Source organism: Mycobacterium sp., from assembly GCF_019247635.1.
Classification (GTDB): Bacteria; Actinomycetota; Actinomycetes; order Mycobacteriales; family Mycobacteriaceae; genus Mycobacterium.
The window spans coordinates 25,629-50,509 of sequence record NZ_JAFBAR010000124.1 but is presented as its reverse complement, the minus strand read 5'-3'; the positions used below and the strand labels follow the sequence as shown (position 1 = coordinate 50,509).

20 protein-coding genes are annotated in these 24,881 nt (G+C 64.3%); 9 read left to right on the top strand and 11 right to left on the bottom strand.

Features of this window, described 5'->3' with window-relative positions; translation table 11 throughout:
• Positions 1-215 precede the first annotated feature (215 nt).
• Together JO236_RS20840 and JO236_RS20835 are read right to left on the bottom strand one after the other, a co-directional pair.
• Entirely contained in the window at positions 216-764 is a 549-nt protein-coding gene (locus JO236_RS20840; RefSeq protein ID WP_293334972.1) for a hypothetical protein, read from the bottom strand.
• A gap of 37 nt (positions 765-801) precedes the next feature.
• Positions 802-2,415 carry an MFS transporter gene (locus JO236_RS20835; RefSeq protein ID WP_293334969.1) on the bottom strand — a complete coding sequence of 538 codons (1,614 nt, stop codon included), beginning with the start codon at positions 2,413-2,415 and terminating at the stop codon, positions 802-804.
• A gap of 443 nt (positions 2,416-2,858) precedes the next feature.
• On the opposite strand from JO236_RS20835, the gene JO236_RS20830 reads away from it, so the two are divergent.
• A complete protein-coding gene (locus tag JO236_RS20830) occupies positions 2,859-4,151 on the top strand; it encodes an MFS transporter (RefSeq protein ID WP_323802185.1) in 1,293 nt (430 codons plus the stop codon).
• Positions 4,152-4,254: 103 nt separating this feature from the next.
• Here the strand turns inward: JO236_RS20830 and JO236_RS20825 are convergent, their stop codons facing one another.
• Positions 4,255-4,935 (bottom strand): glycoside hydrolase, encoded by a 681-nt coding sequence (locus JO236_RS20825; RefSeq protein ID WP_293334966.1) that lies wholly within the window; start codon positions 4,933-4,935, stop codon positions 4,255-4,257.
• Between the two features lie 50 nt (positions 4,936-4,985).
• The gene (locus JO236_RS20820) at positions 4,986-5,360 is read right to left on the bottom strand and encodes a hypothetical protein (protein ID WP_293334963.1); all 375 of its coding nucleotides are present in this window, start codon (positions 5,358-5,360) and stop codon (positions 4,986-4,988) included.
• 426 nt (positions 5,361-5,786) lie between these two features.
• On the opposite strand from JO236_RS20820, the gene JO236_RS20815 reads away from it, so the two are divergent.
• The 4 genes from JO236_RS20815 (at position 5,787) to JO236_RS20800 (ending at position 12,330) form a co-directional block, all read left to right on the top strand.
• On the top strand, positions 5,787-7,592 hold the full coding sequence (locus JO236_RS20815; RefSeq protein WP_293334960.1) for an N-acetylglutaminylglutamine amidotransferase: 1,806 nt from the start codon (positions 5,787-5,789) through the stop codon (positions 7,590-7,592).
• Positions 7,589-9,388: an N-acetylglutaminylglutamine synthetase gene (gene ngg / locus JO236_RS20810; protein ID WP_293334958.1), complete on the top strand. Its 1,800-nt coding sequence runs from the start codon at positions 7,589-7,591 to the stop codon at positions 9,386-9,388. The genes JO236_RS20815 and ngg overlap by 4 nt, the downstream gene beginning before the upstream one ends.
• Positions 9,389-9,660: 272 nt before the next feature.
• Entirely contained in the window at positions 9,661-9,885 is a 225-nt protein-coding gene (locus JO236_RS20805) for an MbtH family protein (protein ID WP_293334955.1), read from the top strand.
• Between the two features lie 156 nt (positions 9,886-10,041).
• The gene (locus tag JO236_RS20800; protein ID WP_293334953.1) at positions 10,042-12,330 is read left to right on the top strand and encodes an MMPL family transporter; all 2,289 of its coding nucleotides are present in this window, start codon (positions 10,042-10,044) and stop codon (positions 12,328-12,330) included.
• Between the two features lie 112 nt (positions 12,331-12,442).
• On the opposite strand, the gene JO236_RS20795 is transcribed toward JO236_RS20800, so the two are convergent.
• The gene (locus JO236_RS20795; RefSeq protein ID WP_293334950.1) at positions 12,443-13,048 is read right to left on the bottom strand and encodes a hypothetical protein; all 606 of its coding nucleotides are present in this window, start codon (positions 13,046-13,048) and stop codon (positions 12,443-12,445) included.
• 114 nt (positions 13,049-13,162) lie between these two features.
• Between JO236_RS20795 and JO236_RS20790 the strand changes: the two genes are divergently transcribed.
• Positions 13,163-14,638 (top strand): MFS transporter, encoded by a 1,476-nt coding sequence (locus JO236_RS20790; RefSeq protein WP_293334947.1) that lies wholly within the window; start codon positions 13,163-13,165, stop codon positions 14,636-14,638.
• Positions 14,639-14,720: 82 nt separating this feature from the next.
• Here JO236_RS20790 and JO236_RS20785 read toward each other — a convergent pair whose 3' ends face one another.
• The 3 genes from JO236_RS20785 to JO236_RS20775 form a co-directional block, all read right to left on the bottom strand.
• Positions 14,721-16,160 (bottom strand): WS/DGAT/MGAT family O-acyltransferase, encoded by a 1,440-nt coding sequence (locus tag JO236_RS20785; RefSeq protein ID WP_293334944.1) that lies wholly within the window; start codon positions 16,158-16,160, stop codon positions 14,721-14,723.
• Positions 16,161-16,375: 215 nt separating this feature from the next.
• Positions 16,376-18,526, bottom strand: coding sequence for a glycogen debranching protein GlgX (gene glgX, locus JO236_RS20780; RefSeq protein WP_293335065.1), 2,151 nt, complete (start codon positions 18,524-18,526; stop codon positions 16,376-16,378).
• 135 nt (positions 18,527-18,661) lie between these two features.
• On the bottom strand, positions 18,662-19,843 hold the full coding sequence (locus tag JO236_RS20775) for a zinc-dependent alcohol dehydrogenase (protein ID WP_293334941.1): 1,182 nt from the start codon (positions 19,841-19,843) through the stop codon (positions 18,662-18,664).
• A 128-nt stretch (positions 19,844-19,971) separates the two neighbouring features.
• Between JO236_RS20775 and JO236_RS20770 the strand changes: the two genes are divergently transcribed.
• Positions 19,972-21,126, top strand: a complete 1,155-nt coding sequence (locus JO236_RS20770) for an NAD(P)/FAD-dependent oxidoreductase (protein ID WP_293334938.1) — start codon at positions 19,972-19,974, stop codon at positions 21,124-21,126.
• 71 nt (positions 21,127-21,197) lie between these two features.
• Positions 21,198-21,386, top strand: coding sequence for a hypothetical protein (locus JO236_RS20765; protein WP_293334935.1), 189 nt, complete (start codon positions 21,198-21,200; stop codon positions 21,384-21,386).
• Between the two features lie 13 nt (positions 21,387-21,399).
• Here JO236_RS20765 and JO236_RS20760 read toward each other — a convergent pair whose 3' ends face one another.
• Both JO236_RS20760 and JO236_RS20755 read right to left on the bottom strand, forming a co-directional pair.
• A complete protein-coding gene (locus JO236_RS20760; RefSeq protein WP_293334933.1) occupies positions 21,400-22,089 on the bottom strand; it encodes a PAS and ANTAR domain-containing protein in 690 nt (229 codons plus the stop codon).
• A 242-nt stretch (positions 22,090-22,331) separates the two neighbouring features.
• Positions 22,332-22,781 (bottom strand): Hsp20/alpha crystallin family protein, encoded by a 450-nt coding sequence (locus JO236_RS20755; protein ID WP_293334931.1) that lies wholly within the window; start codon positions 22,779-22,781, stop codon positions 22,332-22,334.
• 144 nt (positions 22,782-22,925) lie between these two features.
• Here JO236_RS20755 and JO236_RS20750 point away from each other — a divergent pair, with 144 nt between their 5' ends.
• The gene (locus JO236_RS20750; protein WP_293334928.1) at positions 22,926-23,291 is read left to right on the top strand and encodes a MerR family transcriptional regulator; all 366 of its coding nucleotides are present in this window, start codon (positions 22,926-22,928) and stop codon (positions 23,289-23,291) included.
• Here the strand turns inward: JO236_RS20750 and JO236_RS20745 are convergent.
• Positions 23,288-24,748 (bottom strand): aminotransferase class I/II-fold pyridoxal phosphate-dependent enzyme, encoded by a 1,461-nt coding sequence (locus JO236_RS20745; RefSeq protein WP_293334925.1) that lies wholly within the window; start codon positions 24,746-24,748, stop codon positions 23,288-23,290. The genes JO236_RS20750 and JO236_RS20745 overlap by 4 nt on opposite strands.
• Positions 24,749-24,881 lie beyond the last annotated feature (133 nt).

Here is a 24,881-nt window from a genome sequence, read left to right as displayed (position 1 = left end):
GTTGCTGTCGGCGGTGGCGGCGGGTGGGCCGGCGCGTTGATCAACTGCCGCCCCGCTCGGGCCGAGGCCAGGTGCCGCCCAGCACGCGGGTAATTGGCGGCGGTTAGTTCGGGCCCCGGCTACCGGAAGGACGGCGCCGTTGATCCAGGTCGCGAGCTGGTGGGGCCGACGCTACGGCTGCCACTTGTTACCGGACGATCAGCCTGCGGGCGGACTCACGGCATCAGCGGTAACCGCCACAGGGACATCCCGGGTTCAAGAAGCCATAGCCGCGTCACCGTCAACCGCACGATCCGCACCGCTCCGCTGATCATCAGGGCCGCCAGCGGCAGCTCGGCAAGCGCGGCCGTGGCTACCGATAACCACAAGGTGTCCGGTCCGGCGGTCATGACGTCGAACCACGCGTCACAGATCAGCAGCACCCCCGTCGTGAAGGCTGTGCGCAGTAGCAGCTGGCGACGCAGTAGGCCGAGCACCACAGTAGCCACCATGAAGCCGATCAGTATCGCGTCGAAACCTACCCAGGTGGCCGGCCAGTTATGGGCAACGTAGGTGGACGGCAGTGTGATTGCCATAAACACCAGCCAGGGGAGAAGCGCGGTCGCGCCGCCGATCATCAGGCCCAGACGCAACCGCCGGTGGCGCGCCTGCACGATGGGCGGCACAAGTTCGTCCAAGGGCTTTTCCAACCGAACGATCAACGCGCGCCGCTCGACCGGGGTCATCTTGGCGATCTCGGCGTCGGACATGAATGACGCGGACATGCGGCGTGTCTACCCAAAACGGACGGTGCCGCAAAACTCATCGGGGTATGCGCAACGCAAGGAAGTACTCGTGTTGGCGGTTGCGGTCGACGGTATAGCTGATCGCCTTGGCGACACCATCGGTGTCGTGTTCCAGCCAGCGCTCGGTGCGCTGGCGCTCGAATTCGGTCCATGAGCCCACAGTGAACCTCTCGAGGAACGTGTCGGGTTGTCCGACACTGTGATACAGCCGCCAACTGTGGCCACCAGTTCGCAGTCGTGATTGCCTGACTGCGGCCATTGCCCCCTTGAATTCTGCGAGGCTCTCGGGCGGCACCCGGTAGCGGACCGTGACCAGGACGGGTCCGTCCTCCGGGCATGGTTCAAATACCACCGTCGGTGTCGGCCAGGCAGTGGACACGTCGAGACTCAGCTTGCCGGTGCAAGGCCGCAACGGAAGTACGGCGACGCTGAGGGCAACAACACCCAGTACCACAGCGGACCACAGCAGCGCGGTGTGAAGACCCGCCCGCGTGGCGACGGCACCCCAGACGTAGGCGCCGATCGCCTGAGATCCCGTGGCGACCAACAGATACACCGACAACGCGCGCGCCCGAACCCAGCGCGGAAGGGACAGTTGCGCTGCGGCGTTCAGCGTTGTCAACGTGACGAGCCACGCCATCCCCGACAACAACAAAATAGGGGTCGCCATAGCAAACGGCAGCCAGGCAACCGCCAGCGGCGCAAGGCCGTACACGGCGGCAGAGCCCGCCAGCAGCAGGTTGTCCGACAATCTGCGGTGTAACGGTCCGGCAAACACAACCGCGAGCACGGCGCCAAAACCGATGGCCGCCAGCGCCACACCGTAGCCATCCGCTCCCAAATGCCATCTGTGGGCGGCAGCCACCGGCAAAAGAGCCAACACGGCCGAGGCGGGAAACAGGAAAAGGGCTGCGCGCAAAAGGATTCTGCGGAAATCCGGGCCGTTACGAACGTATGACAGGCCGGTCAGGATGGCGTGGCCGAAGTGTTCTCGCTCGAGTGGTGCCTTTTGCTTGGGTCGCTTCCACGACCGCAGCGCAACGATTATTGCCGCGAACGACACTGCGTTGATCGTGAAGACCGCCGCCACGCCGGCCAACGCCACGACCACGCCACCGATTGCCGGTCCGATCGCCCGTGCGGCATTGCCCGATACGCTGCCCAACATCGAGGCGGCCGGTATCTGCTCCCGCGGCACGATCTCGGGCTGAATCGCCTGCCACGCTGGCCCCGTCAGCGCACCAGCGCAGCCGATGGCCACGGTAAAGATCAACAGGGATACCGGGGTAAGTCGGCCGATGTATGTCAGCACTGCCAGAGCCAGCGTCACCAGCACTGCATAGGACTGCAGCAATATCAGCAACCGTCGCCGGTCGAACAGATCGGCAAGTACGCCGGCGAACAACCCCAACAGCAGCGTCGGCCCGAGACTGGCGGTCTGGACCAGCGCCACGATGACATCACTGCTGTGCTGTTCCACCAAGAACCATTGGGCCGCCACACTTTGCATCCACGTCCCGATGTTGGACGTGAGCTGCGCGATGAATAGGTCGCGATACACACGATTGCCCAACGGTGCCCATGCCGACAGTTGCCCGTTGTTGTCGGCACCCTCAGGACGCTGCGTCACCAGTGAAATGGTAGGCGCTCTTGGTTATTGCGACTGGACACAATGTGCCGATGGTGTGCCATTCCTGACCGCACTATCGCCGGCCCCGCGGCACTGCGCGCCGACAGCGCGAACGCGAAGGGTAGGCGGGTGGAGGCGCGACGGCGCAGGCGTCCGCCGTTCACGGCGCGTGCTCCTGCGCGGGTCTGCAAGCCGGCTCGCGGCCGATAGCCTGGCGAACCCCCGAATCTGGCCAGCTTGGTCCGCAACCCAACGCGGACAGGCGCACTCATCGCCATTTCGAGCTTCATCCGCTCGGAAGCAGCAGCGCGATTCGACCGTTTCCGCATCCGACCAACTCCGGGCACGGTGCTCATCCTTGCACGCGGCGTTGTCGAGCGCTCCCGCGCTGTCCGCACCACCTCGCGGGCCGGGCGACAACCACCAAGGCGCAAGATGAGCCGATGACTGTGCGGTCGAAACCAACGCGGCGTCGCACGCCACTGAACCGTTCGCAGATAGCGGGTTTCTGGGGCGCATGGACCGGCTGGACGCTCGACGGGATGGACTCCTTCATCTACGCCCTGGTGCTCACCCCGGCGCTGACCGAGCTACTGCCCCGGTCGGGTTATGCCGCGACACCGGGCAACCTCGGGCTGGCCGGATCCATCCTGTTCGCCCTGTTCTTGGTGGGTTGGGGCCTGTCGTTCATCTGGGGGCCGATCGCCGACCGCTTCGGGCGGACCAAGGTGCTGGCCGCCACGATCTTCACATTCGCAATCTTCACCGGGCTTTCCGCCGCGGCCCAAAACGTTTGGGAGCTCGCCACTTTCCGGTTTATCGCCGGTGTCGGAATCGGTGGGGAGTGGGCGCTGGCGGGGACGTACGTGGCCGAGGCATGGCCGGAGGACCGGCGGAAGATGGGTGCAGGCTATTTGCAGACCGGTTACTACGCGGGTTTCTTCTTGGCAGCGGCATTGAATTACACCATCGGCGTGCATTTCGGCTGGCGCGCGATGTTCCTGACGGGCGCGGTGCCCGTCGTCGTCGCGATTCTGATCTTGACGCGCGTGCAGGAAACCGAGAAGTGGAGGAAGACCGAGGCGGATGCCAAGGCCCACGCGAAACCGTTGCGTGAAATTCTCGGGCCACGCTACCGGCGGCGCACCTGGGTGGCCTGTGGCCTGGTGACGATTGCCATCGTGGGGCTATGGGCAGGCGCGGTGTACGAACCGTCGGCGGTGATTCAACTGGCCCAGAAAGCGGGTCTGGGTAAGAGCGACGCGACCAGAACCGCATCGTGGGCCACCGGCCTGTTGTCGATCGGCACCATACTGGGCTGTCTGACGCTGCCGCTGATCGCCGAACGTGTGGGCCGCAGGAAGACGCTTGCGATCTATTTTGCGGGGATGGCGGTCTCGATCGCCGGCAGCTTCGGCTGGGCGTTCTATCTTCCGAATGGGCTCGGGCCATTCATTGCGTGGTTATTTGTGCTCGGTTTCTTCGGCGGCAACTTTGCGCTGTTCAGCCTGTGGCTGCCCGAACAGTTCGAAACTCGCGTGCGCGCGACGGCGTTCGCGTTTTGCACGTCGTTCGGCCGTTTTGTTGGCGCCGGGGTCAACTTCGCGCTCGGCGCGGCGGTGCTGCACACGAAGACGTTGGGGCTGCCCGTCGCGTTGACGGCGGTCGCCTTTGTGATCGGGCTCTTCATCATTCCGTTGGCGCCTGAGACACGCGGCGAGGTGCTGCCAAACTAGGTGACCGACTAGTGCAGGTCAACGTCGCGGTCACCACAGTGGAGACCAAACACCGTGCAGGCATTACATTTTCAGCAACAAAAGAGTGCGGCGAATGGATTGATCAATCCGGCGGCATAGGAGTCATCGAGCCAATGTAGTACGTTTCTTTTCCGGTTGGGTATCCCCCGCCGTTGGTGGCGATGTGGACGTGGTCGTAGTGGTTGGCGGTTTCTGAGCCCATGTCCGCCGTCCAGCTTCCCGCACCGACGCCTGGGTAGATCTTTTGCCGCCAAATCACATGGTTTATGCCCCAGCGCTTCGCATTCGCCAAGGCATACCCGGCGATTTGGTTGCCCAGCTCGATACCCTCGGGGGACTCATGGTCCGGGATCATCACGTCGATCGCCAACCCGTTGGGATGCCACGGCAGGGGATCCTGCCGGTACCCGTAGATGGTGGTGATCTGGGGAAACAGCAAGCTGATGGCACGCTCCGCCCAGATCGTTTTGACCTGCAACCTCTCCTCCGACCCTTTGCCGGGGGGTAACGCGAACCGGAAGTCCTGGGCGCCTATGGGCGCGTTGGCCGCCAACGCTTGGGCCTCCGTGGGATTGGCGACGTTCGGCGTCCCGGAGGGGGCAGCTGCCGCGCTTGTCGGGGTTGCCGCCGGGGCCGCCGCCGGGGGCGCAGCACAGCACGGATGCTTCGTGCCCTGCGCGTAGATCATGGCGGCAGAGACGGCCAACGATGCCGCGATGGCCAGCCAGCGGCCCCGGCCCCTGACCGCCGCGGTTCTGCTCATGAAGAGCACTGTAGATCGTGGCGAACAGCTTTGGTGGGAGTTCGCACCAGTCAGAAACTGTTGACGTTGTAGCTGCTGTCAATGACCATGCCGTGACCGGTCGCGTCGTTGGTGAAGGTGATGCCGTTGCCGGTCGCCACTACCGTCCAGCCCTGCAGCTGATACGTCTGGCCCTCCACCACAACGGTATCGGGCTGACCTGGCAGGGCCATGCCGAGATTTGCTGTCCGCCAATTGAATTGGCCCGAGGCGGTGACAATGGCCTGGTCCTGGTGCAACACCAGCGGGTCTCCCGTCCAGTCGGGTGATGGGGGAGGGTCCATCGGGGAGTTGGGGAAACCCGCTGTCTGACAAACGACATTGGGGCCCATGCCGGGAACGCCGGGAACCGGGCCGCTGTCGTCCGAGCCCACTTCGCAACGCATCGGTGGTGACTGGATTCTCACGTACGTGCCGTGCCCTGCTGCGGGGTCAGCTCCGGCAAGCGGAACCAAAGTTAGTGCCAACCCAGCGATCATGGCTGCGGTGCCAGCGATGTTCCTCATACTGCTCCATTGTTCCCTCAGGCTCATGTCGGGAGTACAGGCTGAGTGTCACACGTCCCACGCCCTGTCGATCAAAGCGCGGCAGCCTGACTGTCGTGAATTCCTCACCACCAGACAGCGACATTGCGGCACACGCCTTGGAGCATTCTTGGGGTGCCGGTGTGCTTACTGGCTGCCGGTTCCGGCACCCGGGTGTCCATCGGTACCGGTGTCTGAGTCCCGTACGAGGAGTCGAGGTAGTCCGTGGTCTAGCCGTGTGCCGCCCGCAGCGCGCGTGTCGGAATCGCCCCCGGTATGGTCAAGGAGGTGTGCGGAGCCACCGGTGAGGTGCGACTCGACGGCCGGGTGCCTGATTTAGCGGCGGTAACAGCGATGGCTGCTGTGCTGGCACCCAGGGGGCCGGATGCGGCGGGGGCCTGGTCACAGGGCCGCGTCGCCCTAGGGCATCGTCGCCTCAAGATCATTGACCTGACCGAAGCCGGCGCCCAGCCAATGGTCGATTCCGACCTCGGCCTGGCGATCGTCTGGAATGGCTGCATTTATAACTACAAGCAACTGCGCCGCGACCTCGAAGGCGACGGCTACCGGTTCTTTTCGCACAGCGACACGGAAGTGCTGGTCAAGGCCTACCACCGCTGGGGCGACGATTTCGTCAGCCGTCTCAAAGGCATGTTCGCCTTCGCCATCGTCGAACGAGACAGCGGTCGCGTTCTGCTGGGTCGGGACCGGCTCGGTATCAAACCGCTGTATCTGACGGAGGACAGCCACCGGATCCGGTTCGCCTCGTCGCTGCCGGCGCTGCTCGCCGGGGGTGGCGTGGATACCCGGATAGACCATGTCGCGCTGCACCACTACATGACGTTTCACTCCGTGGTGCCCGCCCCGCTGACGATCTTGCGCGGAGTGCGTAAGGTCCCGCCGGCTTCCCTCATCGCGATCGAGCCCGACGGCCGGCGCACGACCACCACCTATTGGACGGCCGAGTTCACCAGGCAAGACGACCGCTCGGACTGGTCCGAGCGCGACTGGGAGGACGCCGTGCTGTCCTCGCTGCGCGTCGCGGTCGAGCGCCGGCTGGTCGCCGACGTGCCCGTCGGTTGCCTGCTTTCGGGCGGCGTGGACTCCAGCCTGATCGTCGGCCTGCTTGCCGAGGCGGGTCAGCACGGGCTTTCGACGTTCTCCATCGGCTTCGAGTCCGCCGGCGGCGTCCAGGGCGACGAGTTCCAGTACTCGGACATCATCGCCGAACGCTTCGGCACCGACCATCACCAGATCCGCATCGGAACCGACCGGATGCTGCCCGCGCTCGATGGGGCGATCGGCGCGATGAGTGAGCCGATGGTCAGCCACGACTGCGTTGCCTTCTACTTGCTCAGTCAGGAAGTTTCGCGGCACGTGAAGGTGGTGCAGTCAGGTCAGGGCGCCGACGAGGTGTTCGCCGGCTACCACTGGTACCCCCCGATGGGTTCGCCGGCCGCAAGCAGCCTCGAGGGATCGGTCGCGGCCTACCGGACCGCATTTTTCGATCGCGACGTCGCCGGCGTTGAGGCGCTGCTGGCGCCGGGAAACGTCGCGCAGGGCGATCCGAGCGAACGCTTCGTCACCGAGCATTTCGCGCAGGCGAACGCCGAGACCGGCATCGACCGCGCGCTGCGGCTCGATACAACGGTGATGTTGGTCGACGACCCGGTGAAGCGGGTGGACAACATGACCATGGCCTGGGGGCTGGAGGGACGCGTTCCCTTCCTCGACCACGAACTGGTCGAGCTGGCGGCGACCTGCCCTCCGGAGTTGAAGATCGCCCACGACGGCAAAGGCGTCCTCAAACAGGCCGCGCGTCGGGTGATTCCGTCGGAGGTCATCGATCGACCCAAGGGCTACTTCCCGGTTCCGGCACTGACCCACCTCGAGGGGCCCTACCTCGATATGGTCAGCGACGCCCTCTACGCGCCGATCGCCAAGGAGCGCGGCCTGTTTCGTGCCGATGCGGTCGAGGCCCTGTTGGCCGACCCGAACCGCAGACTGACCCCGCTGCGCGGCAACGAGCTCTGGCAGCTCGCCCTGCTTGAGCTCTGGTTGCAGCGCCACGGCGTGACAGGGCCCGCCGCATGAGCGTTATCGATCCCTCCGACGACCACACCGAGGCGATTACCCTAGGGCTGCACGACGCCTCGCCGCCGGATCTGGTGGCCGCGATGGCGAAGGACGTCGAACTCGAATTAGGTTGGGGCCGACTCATTTTCGGCCAGACCTTCGCCGACTCGAACACGCTGGCCGAGGCGATGCGGCGGGAAGCGCCCGGCCGGCGCGACATCTGCATCTACGCACGCGAATCGCACGTCGTCGTCGCGGGGGCCTCGACCGAACTCTTCATCGACCCCAGCCACACGTATCGGCTGCGTTTTGCATCCGGCTCACATCCCGAAGACGTGGGCCCCGCACCCGTGGGCTTCACAGTGCGCACACTGAACGACCCGGTCGACGCCGATGCGATGAATCGCGTCTACGTTCGCTGTGGAATGGTCCCGGCGCCCGTCGACACGATTTGGGACAACCATCTGCATTCGGATGCGGTGGAATACCTCCTCGCGGTGCGTGACGACGACGGCGCAGTCGTGGGCACGGTGACTGGCGTCGACCATGAAGTGTTGTTTTCCGATCCGGAGCTCGGATCCAGCTTGTGGACCCTGGCGGTGGACCCCGGCGCCGCATTGCCCGGGGTCGGCGAAGCCCTGACCCGGGCGTTGGCCGAGCATTTCCGTCGCAAGGGCCGCGCCTACATGGATCTGTCGGTAGCCCATGACAATGCCGCTGCCACAGCCCTTTACGAGAAGCTGGGCTTTCGCCGGGTTCCGGTGCTGGCGATCAAACGGAAGAACGCGATCAACGAGCCGCTGTTCACCGCGCATTCGGAGACGGTTGACGATCTCAATCCCTATGCTCGGATCATCGCCGACGAGGCGCTGCGCCGTGGAATCTGGGTTGAGGTGCTTGATGCCGAGACGGGCGAGATCCGCCTGACTTACGGCGGGCGCAGTGTGATCACCAGGGAATCGCTGTCCGAGTTCACCTCAGCGATCGCGATGTGCCGGTGCGACGACAAGCGCCTGACCCGGCGCCTTGTATCCGATGCCGGCGTCACCGTGCCTCGCGCTCGCCTGGCGACCTTCGACGAGGACGATTTCGAGTTCTTGACCGAGGTCGGGGAGGTCGTCGTCAAGCCGACGCGTGGCGAGCAGGGTAAAGGCATCACCGTGGGCGTTACCGCCGACAACGGTCCCGACGAGCTTGCCGCCGCCCTGGCGCGGGCGCGCCAACAACACCCGGAGGTACTGATTGAGCAGCGGATGCCCGGCGACGACCTTCGGCTGGTGGTGATCGACGGCCGGGTAGTTGCCGCCGCGCTGCGGATGCCGCCCGAGATCATCGGCACGGGTGACCGCAGCGTGCGAGAGTTGATTGCGTCCGAGAGTCGACGGCGCTCCGCGGCCACCGGTGGTGAGTCCCGAATCCCGCTCGACGACATCACCGAGGCCACCGTCGCCGAAGCCGGTTGGATGCTGGATGATGTTCTGCCCCAAGGAGATCGGCTCTGTGTGCGGCGCACCGCAAACCTGCATCAGGGCGGCACCATCCACGATGTCACGGCCAAGGTCAACCCCGAGCTGTGTCGGGTCGCGGTGGTTGCGGCTGAGGCGGTTGGCATCCCGGTCACCGGCATCGACCTGGTTGTGCCCGACGTCACTGGCACCGACTATGCCTTCATCGAAGCCAACGAGCGCCCGGGACTGGCCAATCACGAACCACAACCCACGGCCGCGGCCTTCATCGACTATCTGTTTCCCGGCCATCCCGGACAGCCGTTGGCCTGGACTCCGGAAGAGTCGCCGCGCTCCGACGTCAACTGACCGCCCGTCTGCTCATTCGCAGCGAGCAAACGCGAGGATTCCGCAGGATATGTGCGAACAAGTCACAAGCGGTGTGCCGCAACGTACGTGGTGTCGGGAGTAACGCGCGGCCCGATGTTGGAATCGAGAGCGGTGCGGATTGCCTCTGATGAAGGTTGCTGGTGCTATGTTGACGTCGCTGGTCCGTGATCTGTAGACAGCGTTCTACCTCGTGAACGGTTCCGCGCTCGCCGGTCTGGTCTTGACCCATTTACTAGCGGTTAGGAGAACGAGTGAGTACCAATCCCTTCGATGACGACAATGGCAGCTTCTTCGTGTTGGTGAACGACGAGGAGCAGCACAGCCTCTGGCCGGTATTCGCTGACGTGCCGCCCGGTTGGCGAGTGGTTTACGGGGAGGCCACCCGGGCCGCGTGCCTGGACTACATCGAACAGAACTGGCCCGACATACGGCCGAAGAGCCTGCGCGAGAGGTTGGCGCAGGGCACGGGTTCCTGACTCGCAAACCGTCCGGGGGTCGGCGGGCACGTCATGACTAACCTGCTGCGGGCACGGGGGCAGCGCAGCGTTCTCGTCGTTGCCCACCGACCCTCTCCGCATGCCTATCTTCCGCGAACTGATCGAACATGAACTCGCCCCGCGCTAAGGAGTGTCGTGCTGACCGCAATCGCTCGACTAGCCATCGCCGCCCCGCGCCGGGTGCTCGCCACGGCGGTGCTGGTCATGATCGGCGCCGCGATCTTCGGCATCCCGGTCATCCACGTGTTGTCGGCCGGTGGAGGGCTCGATCCCAGCGCTGAATCGTCGCGGGCCTCGGATCTGCTCTCCCGCAAGTTTGACCAGGGCGATATGGGTTTGTTGATCACGGTCAACTCCGCGGGCGGTGCACTAGGACCCCAGGCCCGCGCAGTCGGTACCGATCTCGTTCAGCGGCTGCAGCATTCGCGCAACGTCGCGCAGGTGTTATCGCCATGGAGTGCGCCGCCCGCCGCGGCGCACTCGTTGATCAGCAAGGATGGAAGGACGGGACTGATCGTCGCCGCCATCTCCGGTGACGAGATCAATGCCCCGAACGACGCCAAGCACCTGTCCGACGAGCTCGTTCACGACCGCGACGGCGTCACCGTGCGCGCCGGCGGAGACGCCACCGTCGCCTGGCAGGTGAACGCGCAAACCGCAAAAGACCTTTTGTTCATGGAATCGCTGGCGCTGCCGCTGAGTTTTCTCGCGCTCGTCTGGGTTTTCGGCGGGTTGATCGCCGCGGCGATGCCGGTGACCCTCGGCATCTTTGCGATTCTCGGCTCGATGGCGTCGCTGCGGGCAATCTCGCTGTTCACCGACGTGTCCACCTTCGCGCTGAACCTGGCCGTTGCCATGGGCATGGCGCTGGCCGTCGACTACACGTTGCTGATTCTCAGCCGTTTCCGAGATGAGTTGGCAGAGGGCCAGACTCGTGATGCGGCAGTGATCCGCACCATCGCCACAGCCGGCCGCACGGTCTTGTTCTCGGCGATGACGGTCGCGTTGTCGATGGCGACGATGGTGGTGTTCCCACAATACTTCTTGAAGTCGTTCGCCTATGCGGGCGCTACGGTGGTCGCCTTCGCCTCGGTCGCGGCGATCGTTGTGACGCCCGCCGCGATCGTACTGTTGGGCGGGCGTCTCGATGCGTTGGATGTGCGTGGGGTGATCCGACGCATCCTGCGGCGCCGAGAACCGCAACCCGTGCCCGTCGAGCAATGGTTCTGGTACCGATGGACGAAAGCCGTTATGCGCGATGCTATTCCGATCGGCATGGTCGTCACAGCAGTGCTGCTGGTGCTCGGGACACCCTTCCGCCATGTGCAGTGGGGCTTCGCCGACGACCGAATACTGCCCACCTCGGCGTCGGCACGCCAGGTCGGAGACCAGCTACGGAACGACTTCCCCGGCAACGGGATCCCCGCGGTCACCGTCGTTCTCCCGAACGCGACCGATTTGAGCCTTCCGGATCTGGATGCCTACGCCGCCGCCCTCTCACGGGTGCCGGACGTGTCGTCGGTCTCCTCCCCGCGAGGCACTTTCGTCAGGGGTGCGATGCAGCCCGGACCGCCGGCGGCGGCCAGTGGGATCAGAGGCGGTAGCGGCTTCCTGACAGTGGCTACCACGGCGCCGCTGTACACCGCCGCCTCGGCCGTGCAGCTCGACCGGTTGCACGCCGTTCCGACTCCGGCCGGCAGACCGGTGCAGCTGGCCGGCCAGGCAGAGAGTAATCGCGATAGCGTGCACGCGATCGCCTCGCGCCTGCCGCTGGTGCTCACGATCATCGCGGTGATCACCCTGGTGCTGGTGTTCCTGCTGACGGGGAGCGTGGTATTGCCCGTCAAGGCGGTGCTGATGAACATCCTGTCGTTGACCGCGGCGTTTGGTGCGCTGGTGTGGGTTTTTCAGGAGGGGCACCTGGGCGGGCTGGGTACCACGGTGACCGGCACGGTCGGAGTGGAGCTGCCGGTGTTGTTGTTCTGCATCGCTTTCGGCCTTTCGATGGACTACGAGGTGTTCCTGATGTCGCGGATTCGGGAGTACTGGCTGGCCTCGCACCACGGCTGGGGGGCCAACGACGAGAGCGTTGCGCGTGGTGTGGCCCATACCGGGCGGGTGATCACGGCGGCGGCCCTGATCATGACGATCTCCTTCGCGGCATTGACCGCCTCACAGGTGTCGTTCATGCGGTTGTTCGGGTTCGGCCTGACGGTAGCGGTGGTGGCCGACGCCACACTGGTGCGAATGCTGCTCGTGCCGGCGTTCATGCATGTGCTCGGCCGGGTCAACTGGTGGGCGCCCAACCCGCTGACCCGGCTGCATGCCCGGTTCGGGTTCAACGAACGCGCCGGGCGGCAGGCCCTGCGAGCCCAAACACCCTCGCGCACCATTGATTTGGTACCCGAAGGCGAACCGGGCTGACAGGCTGCCGCGGGCTCACCGAGGGCGGGCGAGAACAAGAATCTCGCAGGATTCGTGACGATGGGGCAAGCGTTGGGCGGCAACCTATCCGCTGTCGAGACGTCGTCGAAGGTCAGGCGACGTATCCGCGCGGTAGCACGGCGAAGTCGACGCAGGCCGCGGCCAACATATCGCCCAATTCCGAGGTCGCCGGCGCGGACAGTCTGAGCATCGCACCGGCCGATGGCGTCTTCAGGCTGCCGACGTTTTGGTTCAGCAGCAGTTGAGTGGCCTCGGTTTGGACGTCGGTCCAGCCGAAATGGGTCGTCATCAGGGTGAGCACGCCGAGTTCGTGACCGGAAGGGGACAGGATCTGATGGTGCCAGGCGCTGTCCGCCTTCGTTCCGCTGTGCGGCCTCAGCACGGCCAGGACGCTGCCGGTACCGCTTTCCAGACGCGCAGCGCCGTCGGCCGGCACGATTCTGCCCACCGGAGCTCCGCCGTTGCTGACGGTCGTCGTACCTGCCACAGCGAGCCCGAGCTGCTCGCCGTTGGCGCACGACAGGGTGTATGCGCTTTTGCCGCCGTTTTTGAACCCCAGTAACACGGCCGCTCCGCCTTTTTGCTGGGCCTGTGCCAATTGGGTGCCGTCGGCGGTGGTGAGCTGTACGCGCAACGCGTTGGAGGCCGAGCGTTTCACTTCTGCTGCGACGACAGTGGCATTCCCGAGGATCGGCATGGGGGGATAGTAAAGCGTGTCGACTTCGACGTGAACACGCAGGCCCGACGAGGGCTGCAAGGCTTGCCGGTACGCGGTGGCGGGTAGATCTCTTCCGACCAGAACGGAGCAACGATGAGCGAAGGCGTACAAACCGGAATCATCACAACGCACGTCCCGGCGCGGCTGGACCGGCTGCCCTGGTCGCGGTTTCATTGGCGCGTCGTTATCGGCCTGGGCGGTGTCTGGATTCTCGACGGGCTCGAGGTCACGATGGTCGGTAACGTGTCGTCTCGCCTCACGGAGAAGGGCAGCGGCATCGAATTGACGCCCGCACAGATCGGCGTGGCGGCGGCGTTTTACATCGCCGGCGCCTGCTTGGGTGCCCTATTCTTCGGCCACCTGACCGACCGCTTTGGGCGCCGCAATCTGTTCATCCTCACCCTGGCGGTGTATTTGGCCGCCACCGTGGCGACCGCTTTCGCCTTCGCGCCTTGGTATTTCTTCGTCGCGCGTTTCTTCACCGGTTCTGGCATCGGTGGCGAATATGCTGCAATCAACTCGGCGATCGACGAATTGATCCCCGCTCGCGTCCGCGGCCGGGTGGACCTGGTGATCAACGGGACGTACTGGCTGGGTTCGGCCGCGGGCGCGGCCGGTGCGCTGGTGCTGCTGGACACGTCGAACTTCCCGGCCAACATCGGATGGCGGCTCGCGTTCGGGATCGGTGCCATCTTCGGCATATTTGTGCTCCTGGTACGGCGCAACGTCCCGGAAAGCCCACGGTGGCTGTTCATTCATGGACGCGATCAGGAAGCCGAGCGGACCGTCGGCGAAATAGAAGAGGCGGTACAACGGGAAACCGGGCAACCGCTACCCGAGCCACACGGCAAGCCGCTGAAAATTCGGCAGCGCCAGACGATCTCGTTCCGGGAAATCGCCAGGGTGGCATTTACGCTCTATCCGCGCCGGGCGGCACTTGGACTGGCACTGTTCACCGGGCAGGCGTTTCTCTATAACGGCGTGACGTTCAATCTGGGCACGCTGTTGAGCGGGTTTTACGGAGTCCCATCCGGCAGGGTGCCGCTATTTTTTATCCTGTGGGCGCTGAGCAATTTCGCCGGCCCCCTGTTGCTCGGCCACCTGTTCGACACCGTCGGCCGTAAACCGATGATCACCATGACCTACCTCGGTTCTGCCGTCGTCGCCGTTGTTCTCGCGGTGCTGTTCGTGACCCAGACCGGTGGCGCCTGGACGTTCATCGCCGTGCTCGCGGTCGCGTTCTTTTTCGCATCGGCGGGTGCCAGCGCGGCGTACCTGACCGTCAGCGAGATTTTTCCGATGGAAACCCGGGCGCTGGCGATCGCATTTTTCTACGCCGTGGGAACCGCGATCGGCGGCATCAGCGGGCCGCTGCTCTTCGGACAGCTGATCAATTCCGGGCAGCGCGGTCAGGTGGTCTGGTCGTTCCTCATCGGTGCCGTGGTGATGGCGGCCGCGGGACTGGTCGAGTTGTGGCTGGGCGTTGCGGCCGAACGGCGCCCACTGGAAGAACTGGCGCTGCCGTTGACCGTTGCCGACGCGGAGCAGCCGGAAGCGACAACCCGTTAAGCATCGATCTAGATCGAGTTCGCCCACACCGATAAAGGCGCGGTCCTTGCCGGTGGGTCCGGCTGGTCGAGCGATGACACCCTCAGCCGGCGGTGGCCGGCGCCATTGCGGTCGCGAGTCGAGTGGATGCACCGGAAAAGCCGGCAGCACTCCGTATTTCAGCGAACGCATGAATCATCGCATCCGTGGCCTCGTGGGGATCGTTGAACGTCTTGTCGTCGGACAGCACCGCGACATCAACCTGATCGACGTAACTCCATACCGTCATATTGAATGCACTGCCGGCGGAAAGGATGCCGACCGAGTAGATCTCGGTGACCGGCGCCCCACCGATGTGACCGCGTTCGCGAGGACCGGGCACGTTCGAAACGGCGACATTCATCAGTCTGTTGTGCGCGGTGCGCTTACCCTGGCGTCGGAACATGGCCGGCGCAAACGGCGGCGGCAGATACTCCATCATCCGGCTCTGCAATTCCGGGCCCAGTAACTCGTTGTCCTCTTTGGCGATTGAGGTTGACAGCGCTATCAACCGTACCCGCTCCAAGGCGTCGTCGACGTGCACGGGCAGCGAGACCATGAGGCCGCCGATCTCGTTGCCCGCAATTCGTTGCGCCGACTTGTTGGTGCTGATCGGCACGCTCGTCAGGATGGGCCGATCGGCCCTGCCGTCATATCGCAACAGTAGCTCCCGCAATCCTCCCGTAGCGATCGCGAGCACGACATCGTTGAACGTCACCCCCAGCTGCTTGGCAGTCTCCTTGACTTCGGCCAGCGACAACGCGGCGGTGACAAACGTCCGGCGCGGAGATACCACGTGATTCAGGAAGGTCGGCGGCGTGTTGAAGATTTGCGCCATCTCTGGCTGGTCGCGTCTTTCGCGTGACCGGCGCCGCAATCGGATCATTCCGCGTGCGGCGTCGCTGAGCAGCTGGGGGAGGGCGGCCATGTGTTGGAAGTGATCGAGTTGAGCTGCCCAGAGCAACTGAGGCTTGGTCGGCGTCGCACATGGAGGCTTGCCCGCCCGGCCGTCGTCAGGATCGTCCGGCCCCACCAAATCCATCAGTCGGGCAAGCAGATTGGCGGAAGCCACTCCATCTGCCAGCGCGTGATGCACCTTGCCGATCAGAGCGAAGCGGTCATCGGCCAACCCCTCGACGAAGTGGAACTCCCACAGCGGGCGGCCACGGTCCAGCGGCGTGCTGGCAATATCGCCGATCAGCTGATCGAGTTCACGGCGGGTGCCCGGACTGACCACGTGGACCCGCCGAAGGTGGTAGTCCAGATCCACCTCGCAGTTCTCCATCCACATCGGGTGGTGTAGCCGCCACGGGATATCCACCAGGCGGTAGTGCAGTGGTTCCAGTAGATGCAATCGACGTTGGACCGCGCGGCGGAACACCTCGAACGTGTACTCGCCGTCGTACTCGCTCGCGTCGATGACCAAGACCTTGAGCGTGTGTGTGTGCAGGTTGGACGTCTCGCTGTACAAGAGCATGGCGTCCATGCCGCTGAGCCGCTTCATTGCCCCACCTCGTCCCCTGTGACGCCCGCGCTATGGCTCAATCCAATCACCTGTGTCAACAAAGGCCAGGAAACCTGTAAGACGACGCCGAAACCAGTTCGTGCACACCGCAAGTCCCATCCCCAGTGCGGCAGCCAGGGCTCAGCTTCGCCGACGAGCAGACGCAAACGTCCCCGAAAATGCGTGTTTGCGGGGACGTTTGCGTCTGCTCGCCCTCAGGGGTGTTGGTCCGTGGCCTGCAGGAGCACGACCGAACGCGCATCGATCGTGACCGTGGCCCCGGCCCCGACGGGTTCGGGGTGCTCGGCACCGGCGGTATCGAGGACGGATATCCAGCCCTCGCCGAATTCGTCAGGGGGCAGGACGAAGTCGATCGGTTCGTGATGAGCGTTGAAGCACAACACAAATGAGTCATCAGTGATTCGCTGTCCGCGCGCGTCGGTGCCGGGAATGCCCAGGCCATTGAGGTAAACCGCGACCGATTTGCCAAAACCCGCGTCCCAGTCGTCGTCGCTCATCTCGGTGCCGTCGGGCCGGAACCAGGAGATGTCCGGGATGCCGGCAGAGCCTCGACGGCGTACCGGGGCCCCCGTGAAGAAGCGTCGCCGGCGAAACACCGGATGCGCGGCCCGGATAGCGGCAACCGAACTGGTGAACTCGATGAGGTCGGTGTCGGCGTCGTCCCAGTGGATCCAAGTGAGTTCGGAGTCCTGACAGAAGCCGTTGTTATTGCCATTCTGAGTGCGGCCGAGCTCGTCACCGTGACAGATCATCGGAACGCCTTGGGACAGGATCGTCGTCGCCAGAAAGTTGCGTTGTTGCCTGGCGCGCAGCGCATTCACATCCGGGTCGTCCGTCGGGCCTTCTACGCCACAGTTCCAGGACCGGTTATGCGATTCACCGTCGTTGTTGTCCTCGCCGTTGGCTTGGTTGTGTTTCTCGTTGTACGACACCAGGTCTCGCAGCGTGAACCCATCGTGGGCGGTGACGAAATTGATCGACGCCACCGGCCGCCGTGCGGTCTGCTCGTACAGGTCGGCCGACCCGGTGAGCCTGGACGCGAATTCACTGAGGATGGCGTCCTCACCGCGCCAGAAGTCGCGAATAGTGTCGCGGTACTTGCCGTTCCACTCGGTCCATTGTGGCGGAAAGTTGCCGACCTGGTATCCGCCTGGCCCCACATCCCACGGTTCGGCGATCAGCTTGACCTGGCTCACGATCGGATCCTGTTGCACGAGTTCGAAAAAGGCCGACAGCCGGTCGACATCGTAGAACTCGCGGGCCAGGGTGGACGCCAGGTCGAACCGGAACCCGTCGACATGCATCTCGGTCACCCAGTACCGCAGCGAGTCCATGATCAGTTGCAGGGCATGCGGATGGCCGACGTTGAGGCTGTTCCCGGTCCCGGTGTAGTCCATGTAGAACTTGCGGTCGTCGTCGACGAGGCGGTAGTAGGCGGCGTTATCGATCCCGCGCATCGACAGCGTGGGTCCCAGATGGTTGCCCTCGGCGGTGTGGTTGTAGACGACGTCGAGGATCACCTCGATGTTGGCCTCGTGCAACGTTCGCACCATCGTCTTGAATTCCTGGACCTGGCTGCCGGGGGTGTCGGCCACGGCGTACTTGGAGTCGGGGGCGAAGAAGCCGATTGTGTTGTAGCCCCAGTAGTTCGTGAGTCCCTTCTCGATCAGCGTGGAGTCATTGGCGAAGTGGTGCACCGGCATCAACTCGATCGCGGTCACGCCCAGGCCGGTGAGGTGATCGATGATCGACGGGTGCGCGATCGCCGAGTAGGTGCCCCGGCTGCGTTCGGGGATGTCGGGGTGCGTCTGGGTCAGGCCTTTGACGTGGGCCTCGTAGATGATGCTGTCGGCGTACTCGTGGCCGGGTGGGCGATCCACGCCCCAGTCGAAGTAGGGGTTGATCACCACCGACTTGGGCATGCCGGCCGCGGAGTCTTCGTCGTTGCGGCTGTCGGGATCGCCGAAGTTGTAGCTGAACAATGACTGGCCCCACTGGAAGACCCCGTCGATCGCCTTCGAGTACGGGTCCAGCAGCAGCTTGTTGGGATTGCATCGCTGCCCGTTGGACGGATCGTAGGGACCGTGGACCCGAAACCCGTAGCGCTGACCGGGTTGGACACTGGGCAAAAAGGCGTGCCAGACGAATCCGTCGACTTCGGGCAGGACCACCTTGGTTTCGTTGCCTTCGTCGTCGAACAGGCACAGCTCGACCCGCTCGGCAGCCTCACTGAAGACGGCGAAGTTGGTTCCCGAGCCGTCGTAGCTGGCTCCCAGCGGGTAGGCCTTTCCGGGCCAGACCTCCTCGTGGTCAGTCGGGGTTGCGGCCGCAGGAGCGGTGCTCAACGAACGGACGTCATTAGCCACCCTGTCTCCTGACTTGTGTCTGACGCGCACCGAATTTCGGAGGAGCGCGTATACCGGCGATCGCCGCGACCAGTGTTGCGCACCGTTGAACCGTCTCATGCCCCCGCGGGACTGTTACGGCCGGAGGGTGATTTTGACAGCGCCGTCAAGCTTCTTTTGAAAGATGTCGTAACCGTGAGGAGCCTCGTGCAGGGGCAGCACGTGGCTGGCAAAAGTGTCGACGCCCAGCGGATCGTCGTCGGTCAGCAACGGCATGATGTCGTCGACCCATTTCTTCACGTTGGCCTGACCCATTCGCAGCGTTATCTGCTTGTCGAAGAGTGTGAGCATCGGCAAGGGGTCGGCCATACCGCCGTACACGCCGACCAATGAGATCGTCCCGCCGCGCCGCACGATATCGATGGCCGAGTACAGCGCACTGAGCCGGTCCACGCCGGCGGTCTGCATCATCCGCTTGGCAAGCGCATCCGGTAGGAGCGTGGTCGCCTGTTGCGCGAGGCGCGCCACCGGGGAACCGTGCGCCTCCATGCCGACCGCGTCGATCACCGAGTCCGTGCCCCGCCCATCGGTCAGGTCCCGAATCGCATCACCGAGGGAAGCATCGAGACGGCTCAGATCGATGGTGTGGATGCCGCGCCGAGCCACCCGGGCAAGCCGTTCCGATACCAGGTCGACGGCGATGACGCGGAAACCGAGATGATGGGCGATGCGGGCGGCCATGTCTCCGATGGGGCCCAGCCCGAGCACGGTAACCGAGCCGCCCTCCGGGATATCCGCGTAGGCGACCGCCTGCCACGCGGTCGGCAAGACGTCGGACAGGTACACAAACCGCGAATCTGGCGGTCCTTGAGGCACTTTGATGTGAGTGAACTGCGCCTGCGGAACGCGCAGCAATTCGGCTTGGCCGCCGGGGACTTCACCGTACAGCTCCGAATAGCCGAACAACGCCGCACCCATGCCTTGATCACGCACCTGGGTGGTCTCGCATTGCGTGTAGAGGTGCCGGTCGCACATGTGACAGCTGCCGCAGGATATCTGGAAGGGTATGACGACGCGGTCTCCGAGCCGCAGGTCACCCGTCTCGCCGCCCACCTCGCGGACGATCCCCATACTCTCGTGGCCAAGGATGTCGCCCGCCCTCATGAACGCGCCAAGGACCTCGTACAGATGCAGGTCGGACCCGCAGATGTTCGTTGACGTCACTTCGACGATGGCATCGGTGGGATTTTCGATCTTAGGGTCGGGCACGGTCTCCACGCGCACGTCGCGTTTGCCCTGCCATGTAACAGCTTTCATCGAAACTCCCGCCCGAACAGTTGGTTAGATGGTGCGTGATACCCGTCCGCGGCGGGTCGAAACGTCACAGCCGCGCGCTCATCACCGGCACTGAGGTTGGGTCTGCGCGACGCGGGTATCACTGGTCGATGAACCAACCCGCCGTCGTCATCGTGGGCAGCGGCCCGGCCGGGGTAGCGGCCGCTGAGTCGTTTCGCGAACACGACGCCCACGCATCGGTGCGAATCCTCAGTGCCGACACCGACCCGCCGTACGCCCGTCCGCCATTGAGTAAGGAATTCCTGCGCGGCGAGACGGACGACGTCGCGTTGCACTCCGCGCAATGGTTCGACGACAGGGCGATCGAGCTCGATTTGGGTGCCGCGGTGGACCGGTTGGATCTCGACGAGCGCGCCGTGTACGTCGGCGATCAACGCCACGGGTTCGACACCCTGATCTTGGCCACTGGCGCCGCCCCCGTTGCCCCTGCGATACCCGGCGGGCAACGGGCCCTTCTGTTGCGCTCGTTTTCCGACGCCAACGTGCTGCGCAAAGCCGCCGGGGTCGCTGACTCGGCCGTCGTGATCGGCTCGGGCTTCATCGGTTGCGAGGCCGCGGCGTCGTTGGCACTGCGCGGGGTGGCGGTGACCCTGGTTGCGCCCGAACCCCTTCCGCAGGAAGCGCGGCTGGGCAGCCAGGCCGCTGAACGCCTGCGCGACCTCGTGACCGTGGCGGGCGCCCGTCATGTCGGCGGGGTCGCCGTCGAGGCCATCACCGAGGCGGGCGTGCGCTTGGACAACGGTGTCACGATCGACTGCGATCTGGTGCTCGCGGCCACCGGTGTCACGCCACAAAGTCGTATTGCCGCCGAGGCCGGACTTCGGGTAAGTGACTCCCGAGTCGTCGTCGGCTCCGATATGGCGACCTCGCGGCGCGGAATCTATGCCGCGGGCGACGTCGCGTTGGCCCGCCACGACGTCGCTGGACGCCACTTGGCCGTCGAACATTGGCAAGACGCCACGGACCAGGGCGCAGTCGCGGGGGCATGTGCGGCGGCCCAGTCTGCGAGATGGGATGGTGTACCAGGGTTTTGGACGTCCATCGGCGACGTTACGGTGAAATACCATGCCTGGGGAGACGGTTACGAACGCAGCCGGATGCAGGAGCATTCCGACGGGTTCACGGTCTGGTACGAGGCTGGGGGTGCAGTGGTCGGCGTCCTCACCTGCAACTCCGACGACAACTACGAATTGGGCGAGCGGTTGATCGCCGAGGGGAAGCCCGCACCGGTTCCGATGCAATGAAGCACCGCTAGACCTGGCCAAGATCTCAGTGCTCGCGATTGAAACGTCGCGTCCTGGATAACCCCTACCGCATGGCTGAGTACAGAGTTATCGACCCGCGCGGACAGGTCGTTGCCACCAAGGAGATTGAGACCGCAGCGGACGCGCACGCATGGTTCGTCGACTCCGTCGCCGACAATTCGGAATTGGGCTGGCGTATGGAGGTCAATGACGACGGGGACTGGTCGTTCTTCGATGACACCGAAGGGTCATCGAGCTGAGCGGTGCTCAGTGTCATTGCTTTGCTGCTAAAGCGCCTCCACCTATGCGCTGGTGAGCCGTGAGCAGCAATTGGTCGAACTCGGATCGCGAAGTGAAGTTGGGACCGGCGTTGCGAAACTCTTTCGCGATTTGCTCGGCCAACGCGCGGAGCTTGACATTTGCTTCCTGGGACAGCCACTTGAGCAAGTTGAACGCGGCAGCATCATCCAACCCATAGATCAGCATCAGCATGCCCTTCGCCTGCTCGATGCCGGCACGCTGCTCGGTGATCTCGGCCAACCTGGTCGTGACGAGGTCTTCGTGCGCTTGCGCCGGCTCCGGTGTCACGTCGACGTAGAAGCCATGGGTTCCGATCGCCTCGCCGCACTCGCCGCGAAGTTGGTCACCGACGACGATGACGTGGTGCACACCTCCACTGGTGTCGATGATCCGGTGGCGGGTGCTGAATGCCTCATGGGTGTGCAGGATGTCGTCGATAGTGGCCGCGACCTGCCCGCGGTCATCCGGGTGTTTGTGGGAGAGCACCAGATCGGTGGTCGGGACCACGCTACCGGGCTCATAACCATGCATCCGCTGCACCTGCTCTGACCATTCCCACCGCTGGTCGGCAAAATAGAACCGAAACCAGCCCACTCGCTGCGGCGCACCGCCCGCCAACGCTTGTTCGACGTCGGCAGATTGGCCGTCGAGATCCCATTTCATGGTCGTGTTCTCCTGGGGTTCAGTTCAGTGCTGCAGACCGAACATCAGACAGGCAGACGACGGCGGCGTCGGTGGGAGGGGCGCTGACTGCTGAACGCCGAGAACGATCTAAACGTATTGCGCCGCAATGGCGCTCGGGGAACTTCCTGGCGACACCCGCCGCCGGGCGGCGACCGCAAATGCCGGCTTCATTGGTCGGTCAACCCGGGCGGACTTGCGGTCGCCGCGCTGCGAACGGGTTCTCAGGCGTCTATAACTTCGCGTTTCGCCGCGTCACCGTTGATGGCCTGATGCCCTTGGCCGCGGCCGACGGAGATCTTGCGCGGCTTGGCCCTTTCGGCCACCGGGATGTGCAGTCTCAGCACGCCTTCCTGATAGGAAGCCTCGATCCGTTCGGTGTCGAGGTTTTCACCGAGCACCAACTGGCGACTGAACACCCCTCGTGGCCGCTCCGTGGCCAGCATTTCGCGATCGGGATCCACGCCCGGTCGCTCGGCGCGCACTGTCACCACATTGCGCTCGATGTCGATGTCCAGCGAGTCGGCATCGATGCCCGGAAGGTCGAACTCCACGACGAACTCTTCGCCTTCGCGCCATGCGTCCATCGGCATTACGGCCGGGCGGGCGGCGGTGCCCAGCACCTGTTGGGCGAAACGGTCCAGGTCACGGAACGGATCGGTACGCATCAGCATCGCGGTCACCTCTCACTCCAATCTGCTGTAGCAGGTACTCGTTTTCTATGTCAGATGACATAGACTTCTTATAACACTGTCGACACGGCAGCGCAAGTATGATAAACAGGTTTTCTGTACGAAGGCGAGCAGGGAGATTACTCGATGACCGATCGTCCCGCTGATACCGGTGCGCCCGCACCCGGCCACGGCGTGTACAACATCTCCGTGGCCGCCGAACTGTCCGGCATCGCGGTGCAGTCGCTGCGCCTTTATGAGCGATATGGACTTATCACACCGGCGCGAAGCGAGGGTGGAACGAGACGTTACAGCGCCGACGACTTGGCTCGGTTGAAGCGCATCAGCGCCTTAATCGACGCGGGAATCAATCTCGCCGGCGTGGCCCGCATCCTTGCCCTCGAGGACGACAACGCCGCGCTGTCGGCGGACAACACCGACCTGAGATCGAGCAACCGCAGCTTGCGCAACTCCGCGAAGCGGAATCGTGCCGCCGGGTCTTTACGGCGTTAGGCGACCACCCGGAAATTCTGGGCGGTTTTGTCGGCGGGATCGGGCAGTGTCATGCCCGCCTGTACTCCCGACCGCAGATAGTCAATCACCGCGTCGTTGAGGCGTTCTCCGGGAACAACAGCGGGAATGCCCGGGGGGTAGGGAGTGATTTGCTCTGCCGCCACACGGCCGGCGGCTTCTGCCGCGGGCACCATCTCGGTCGGTCCGAAGAACGCGTCGCGTGGCAGTTGAACGCTCTCCAGCTGCAGTTGGCTCGGCGACGGCAGTTGTATCGATGGCGGGTGCTCGAAATCCTCTGCAGCGCTGCGCCATTCGGTCATCGCAGTTACGAGTCGGTCTGCGGTGTGTTTGTCGTCGGCGAATGACATGGTCGCCAGGATTCGGCGGTGGTCACTGAGGCCGAGGTCGAGTCGACAGTTTTCGCGTAACCAGTCCGAGGCCTGGTATCCCGATGTCCCGGTCGCCGAGACATCCATCAACACTTGCGTGACGTCGAGATCGCAGGAAGCTTCGGCCCCTAACAATTCGTCCTGCAGAACTTCCACGTCAGCGATCTCGACCAGACGTGCGCGCAGATCAGCCGCGAGGTCCAGCTCCGCGGACAGCAGGTCATGCCCGTGCTCGACCATCTGGCGCCGCCAACCGTCAAGGGCGGCGTAAACCATCACATTGGGGCTCGTGGTCATCAGCAGATCCGCGCACGACGACAGACGCTCCGGGTCGACCAGATCACCCTGCAGGTGAAACACGGATCCCTGCTCGAAGCCCGCACCCATCTTGTGGACGCTGACCACGCAGACGTCGGCGCCCGCATCCATCGCCCACGTCGGCAAATCTTCGTGAAAGGGCAGATGCGCTCCCCATGCCTCGTCGACAATCAGCGGCTTGGAACGCTCGTGGCAGACATCGGCGATGGCCGCGATGTCGGCACAGGTGCCGTACGGGCTGGGGCTGACAATGAGGGCACCGGCCGCGTCGGGATGGTCCTCCCACGCGGCGCGCACTTGCTCAGGCGACGGGGGATGGGAAAAATGGTGCTCGCTATCCCACCGCGGGGTTATCCACCTGGGTTGCACACCGGAGAAGATCAGCCCGGCAACGATCGACTTATGACTGTCGCGGGCAACGAGCAGCCCACCATCGGCGCCACCGGCCACGGCCATCATCGCGGCCTTCACCGACAGCGAACTGCCGCAGGTGGAAAAGAACGCTGTCTTTGCCCCGACCGCCTCGGCCATCAGTTCCTCTGCCCGCGCCAGAACCTTCCCCCGGGTCAACCGATCGTCGAGCCCCCCGGTGGCAAGCACATCGCTGCGAAACGGGTCCTTGCCCAGCACGGCGAGCACGCGCGGGTCGGTGCCGGCACCCTGGCGATGGCCAGGCGGGGTGAAACCGTAACGCCCACGGCGGTGATAGTCGAGCAACGCATCCAGTAGTGGCGCCTGCGACTGATCCATGACGGTCCGGGTACCCCGGAGATTGCGACACCAATCCGCCCGTGCAGGTCAGGCCGACTTTGCGTTTCGGCTTGAACGGCACCGGGTAGCACCGGCAAATGGCACACTCAGCCCGGCGTAGAACCAATCAAAC

Excerpts from the sequence above, each read along its gene's own strand:
- JO236_RS20840 (WP_293334972.1), bottom strand. The coding sequence starts at position 764 with ATGTCCGCGTCATTCATGTCCGACGCCGAGATCGCCAAGATGACCCCG.
- JO236_RS20830 (WP_323802185.1), top strand. The coding sequence starts at position 2,859 with ATGACTGTGCGGTCGAAACCAACGCGGCGTCGCACGCCACTGAACCGT.
- JO236_RS20825 (WP_293334966.1), bottom strand. The coding sequence starts at position 4,935 with ATGAGCAGAACCGCGGCGGTCAGGGGCCGGGGCCGCTGGCTGGCCATC.
- JO236_RS20820 (WP_293334963.1), bottom strand. The coding sequence starts at position 5,360 with ATGCGTTGCGAAGTGGGCTCGGACGACAGCGGCCCGGTTCCCGGCGTT.
- ngg (WP_293334958.1), top strand. The coding sequence starts at position 7,589 with ATGAGCGTTATCGATCCCTCCGACGACCACACCGAGGCGATTACCCTA.
- JO236_RS20795 (WP_293334950.1), bottom strand. The coding sequence starts at position 13,048 with ATGCCGATCCTCGGGAATGCCACTGTCGTCGCAGCAGAAGTGAAACGC.
- JO236_RS20790 (WP_293334947.1), top strand. The coding sequence starts at position 13,163 with ATGAGCGAAGGCGTACAAACCGGAATCATCACAACGCACGTCCCGGCG.
- JO236_RS20785 (WP_293334944.1), bottom strand. The coding sequence starts at position 16,160 with ATGAAGCGGCTCAGCGGCATGGACGCCATGCTCTTGTACAGCGAGACG.
- JO236_RS20775 (WP_293334941.1), bottom strand. The coding sequence starts at position 19,843 with ATGAAAGCTGTTACATGGCAGGGCAAACGCGACGTGCGCGTGGAGACC.
- JO236_RS20770 (WP_293334938.1), top strand. The coding sequence starts at position 19,972 with ATGAACCAACCCGCCGTCGTCATCGTGGGCAGCGGCCCGGCCGGGGTA.
- JO236_RS20765 (WP_293334935.1), top strand. The coding sequence starts at position 21,198 with ATGGCTGAGTACAGAGTTATCGACCCGCGCGGACAGGTCGTTGCCACC.
- JO236_RS20760 (WP_293334933.1), bottom strand. The coding sequence starts at position 22,089 with ATGAAATGGGATCTCGACGGCCAATCTGCCGACGTCGAACAAGCGTTG.
- JO236_RS20755 (WP_293334931.1), bottom strand. The coding sequence starts at position 22,781 with ATGCTGATGCGTACCGATCCGTTCCGTGACCTGGACCGTTTCGCCCAA.
- JO236_RS20750 (WP_293334928.1), top strand. The coding sequence starts at position 22,926 with ATGACCGATCGTCCCGCTGATACCGGTGCGCCCGCACCCGGCCACGGC.
- JO236_RS20745 (WP_293334925.1), bottom strand. The coding sequence starts at position 24,748 with ATGGATCAGTCGCAGGCGCCACTACTGGATGCGTTGCTCGACTATCAC.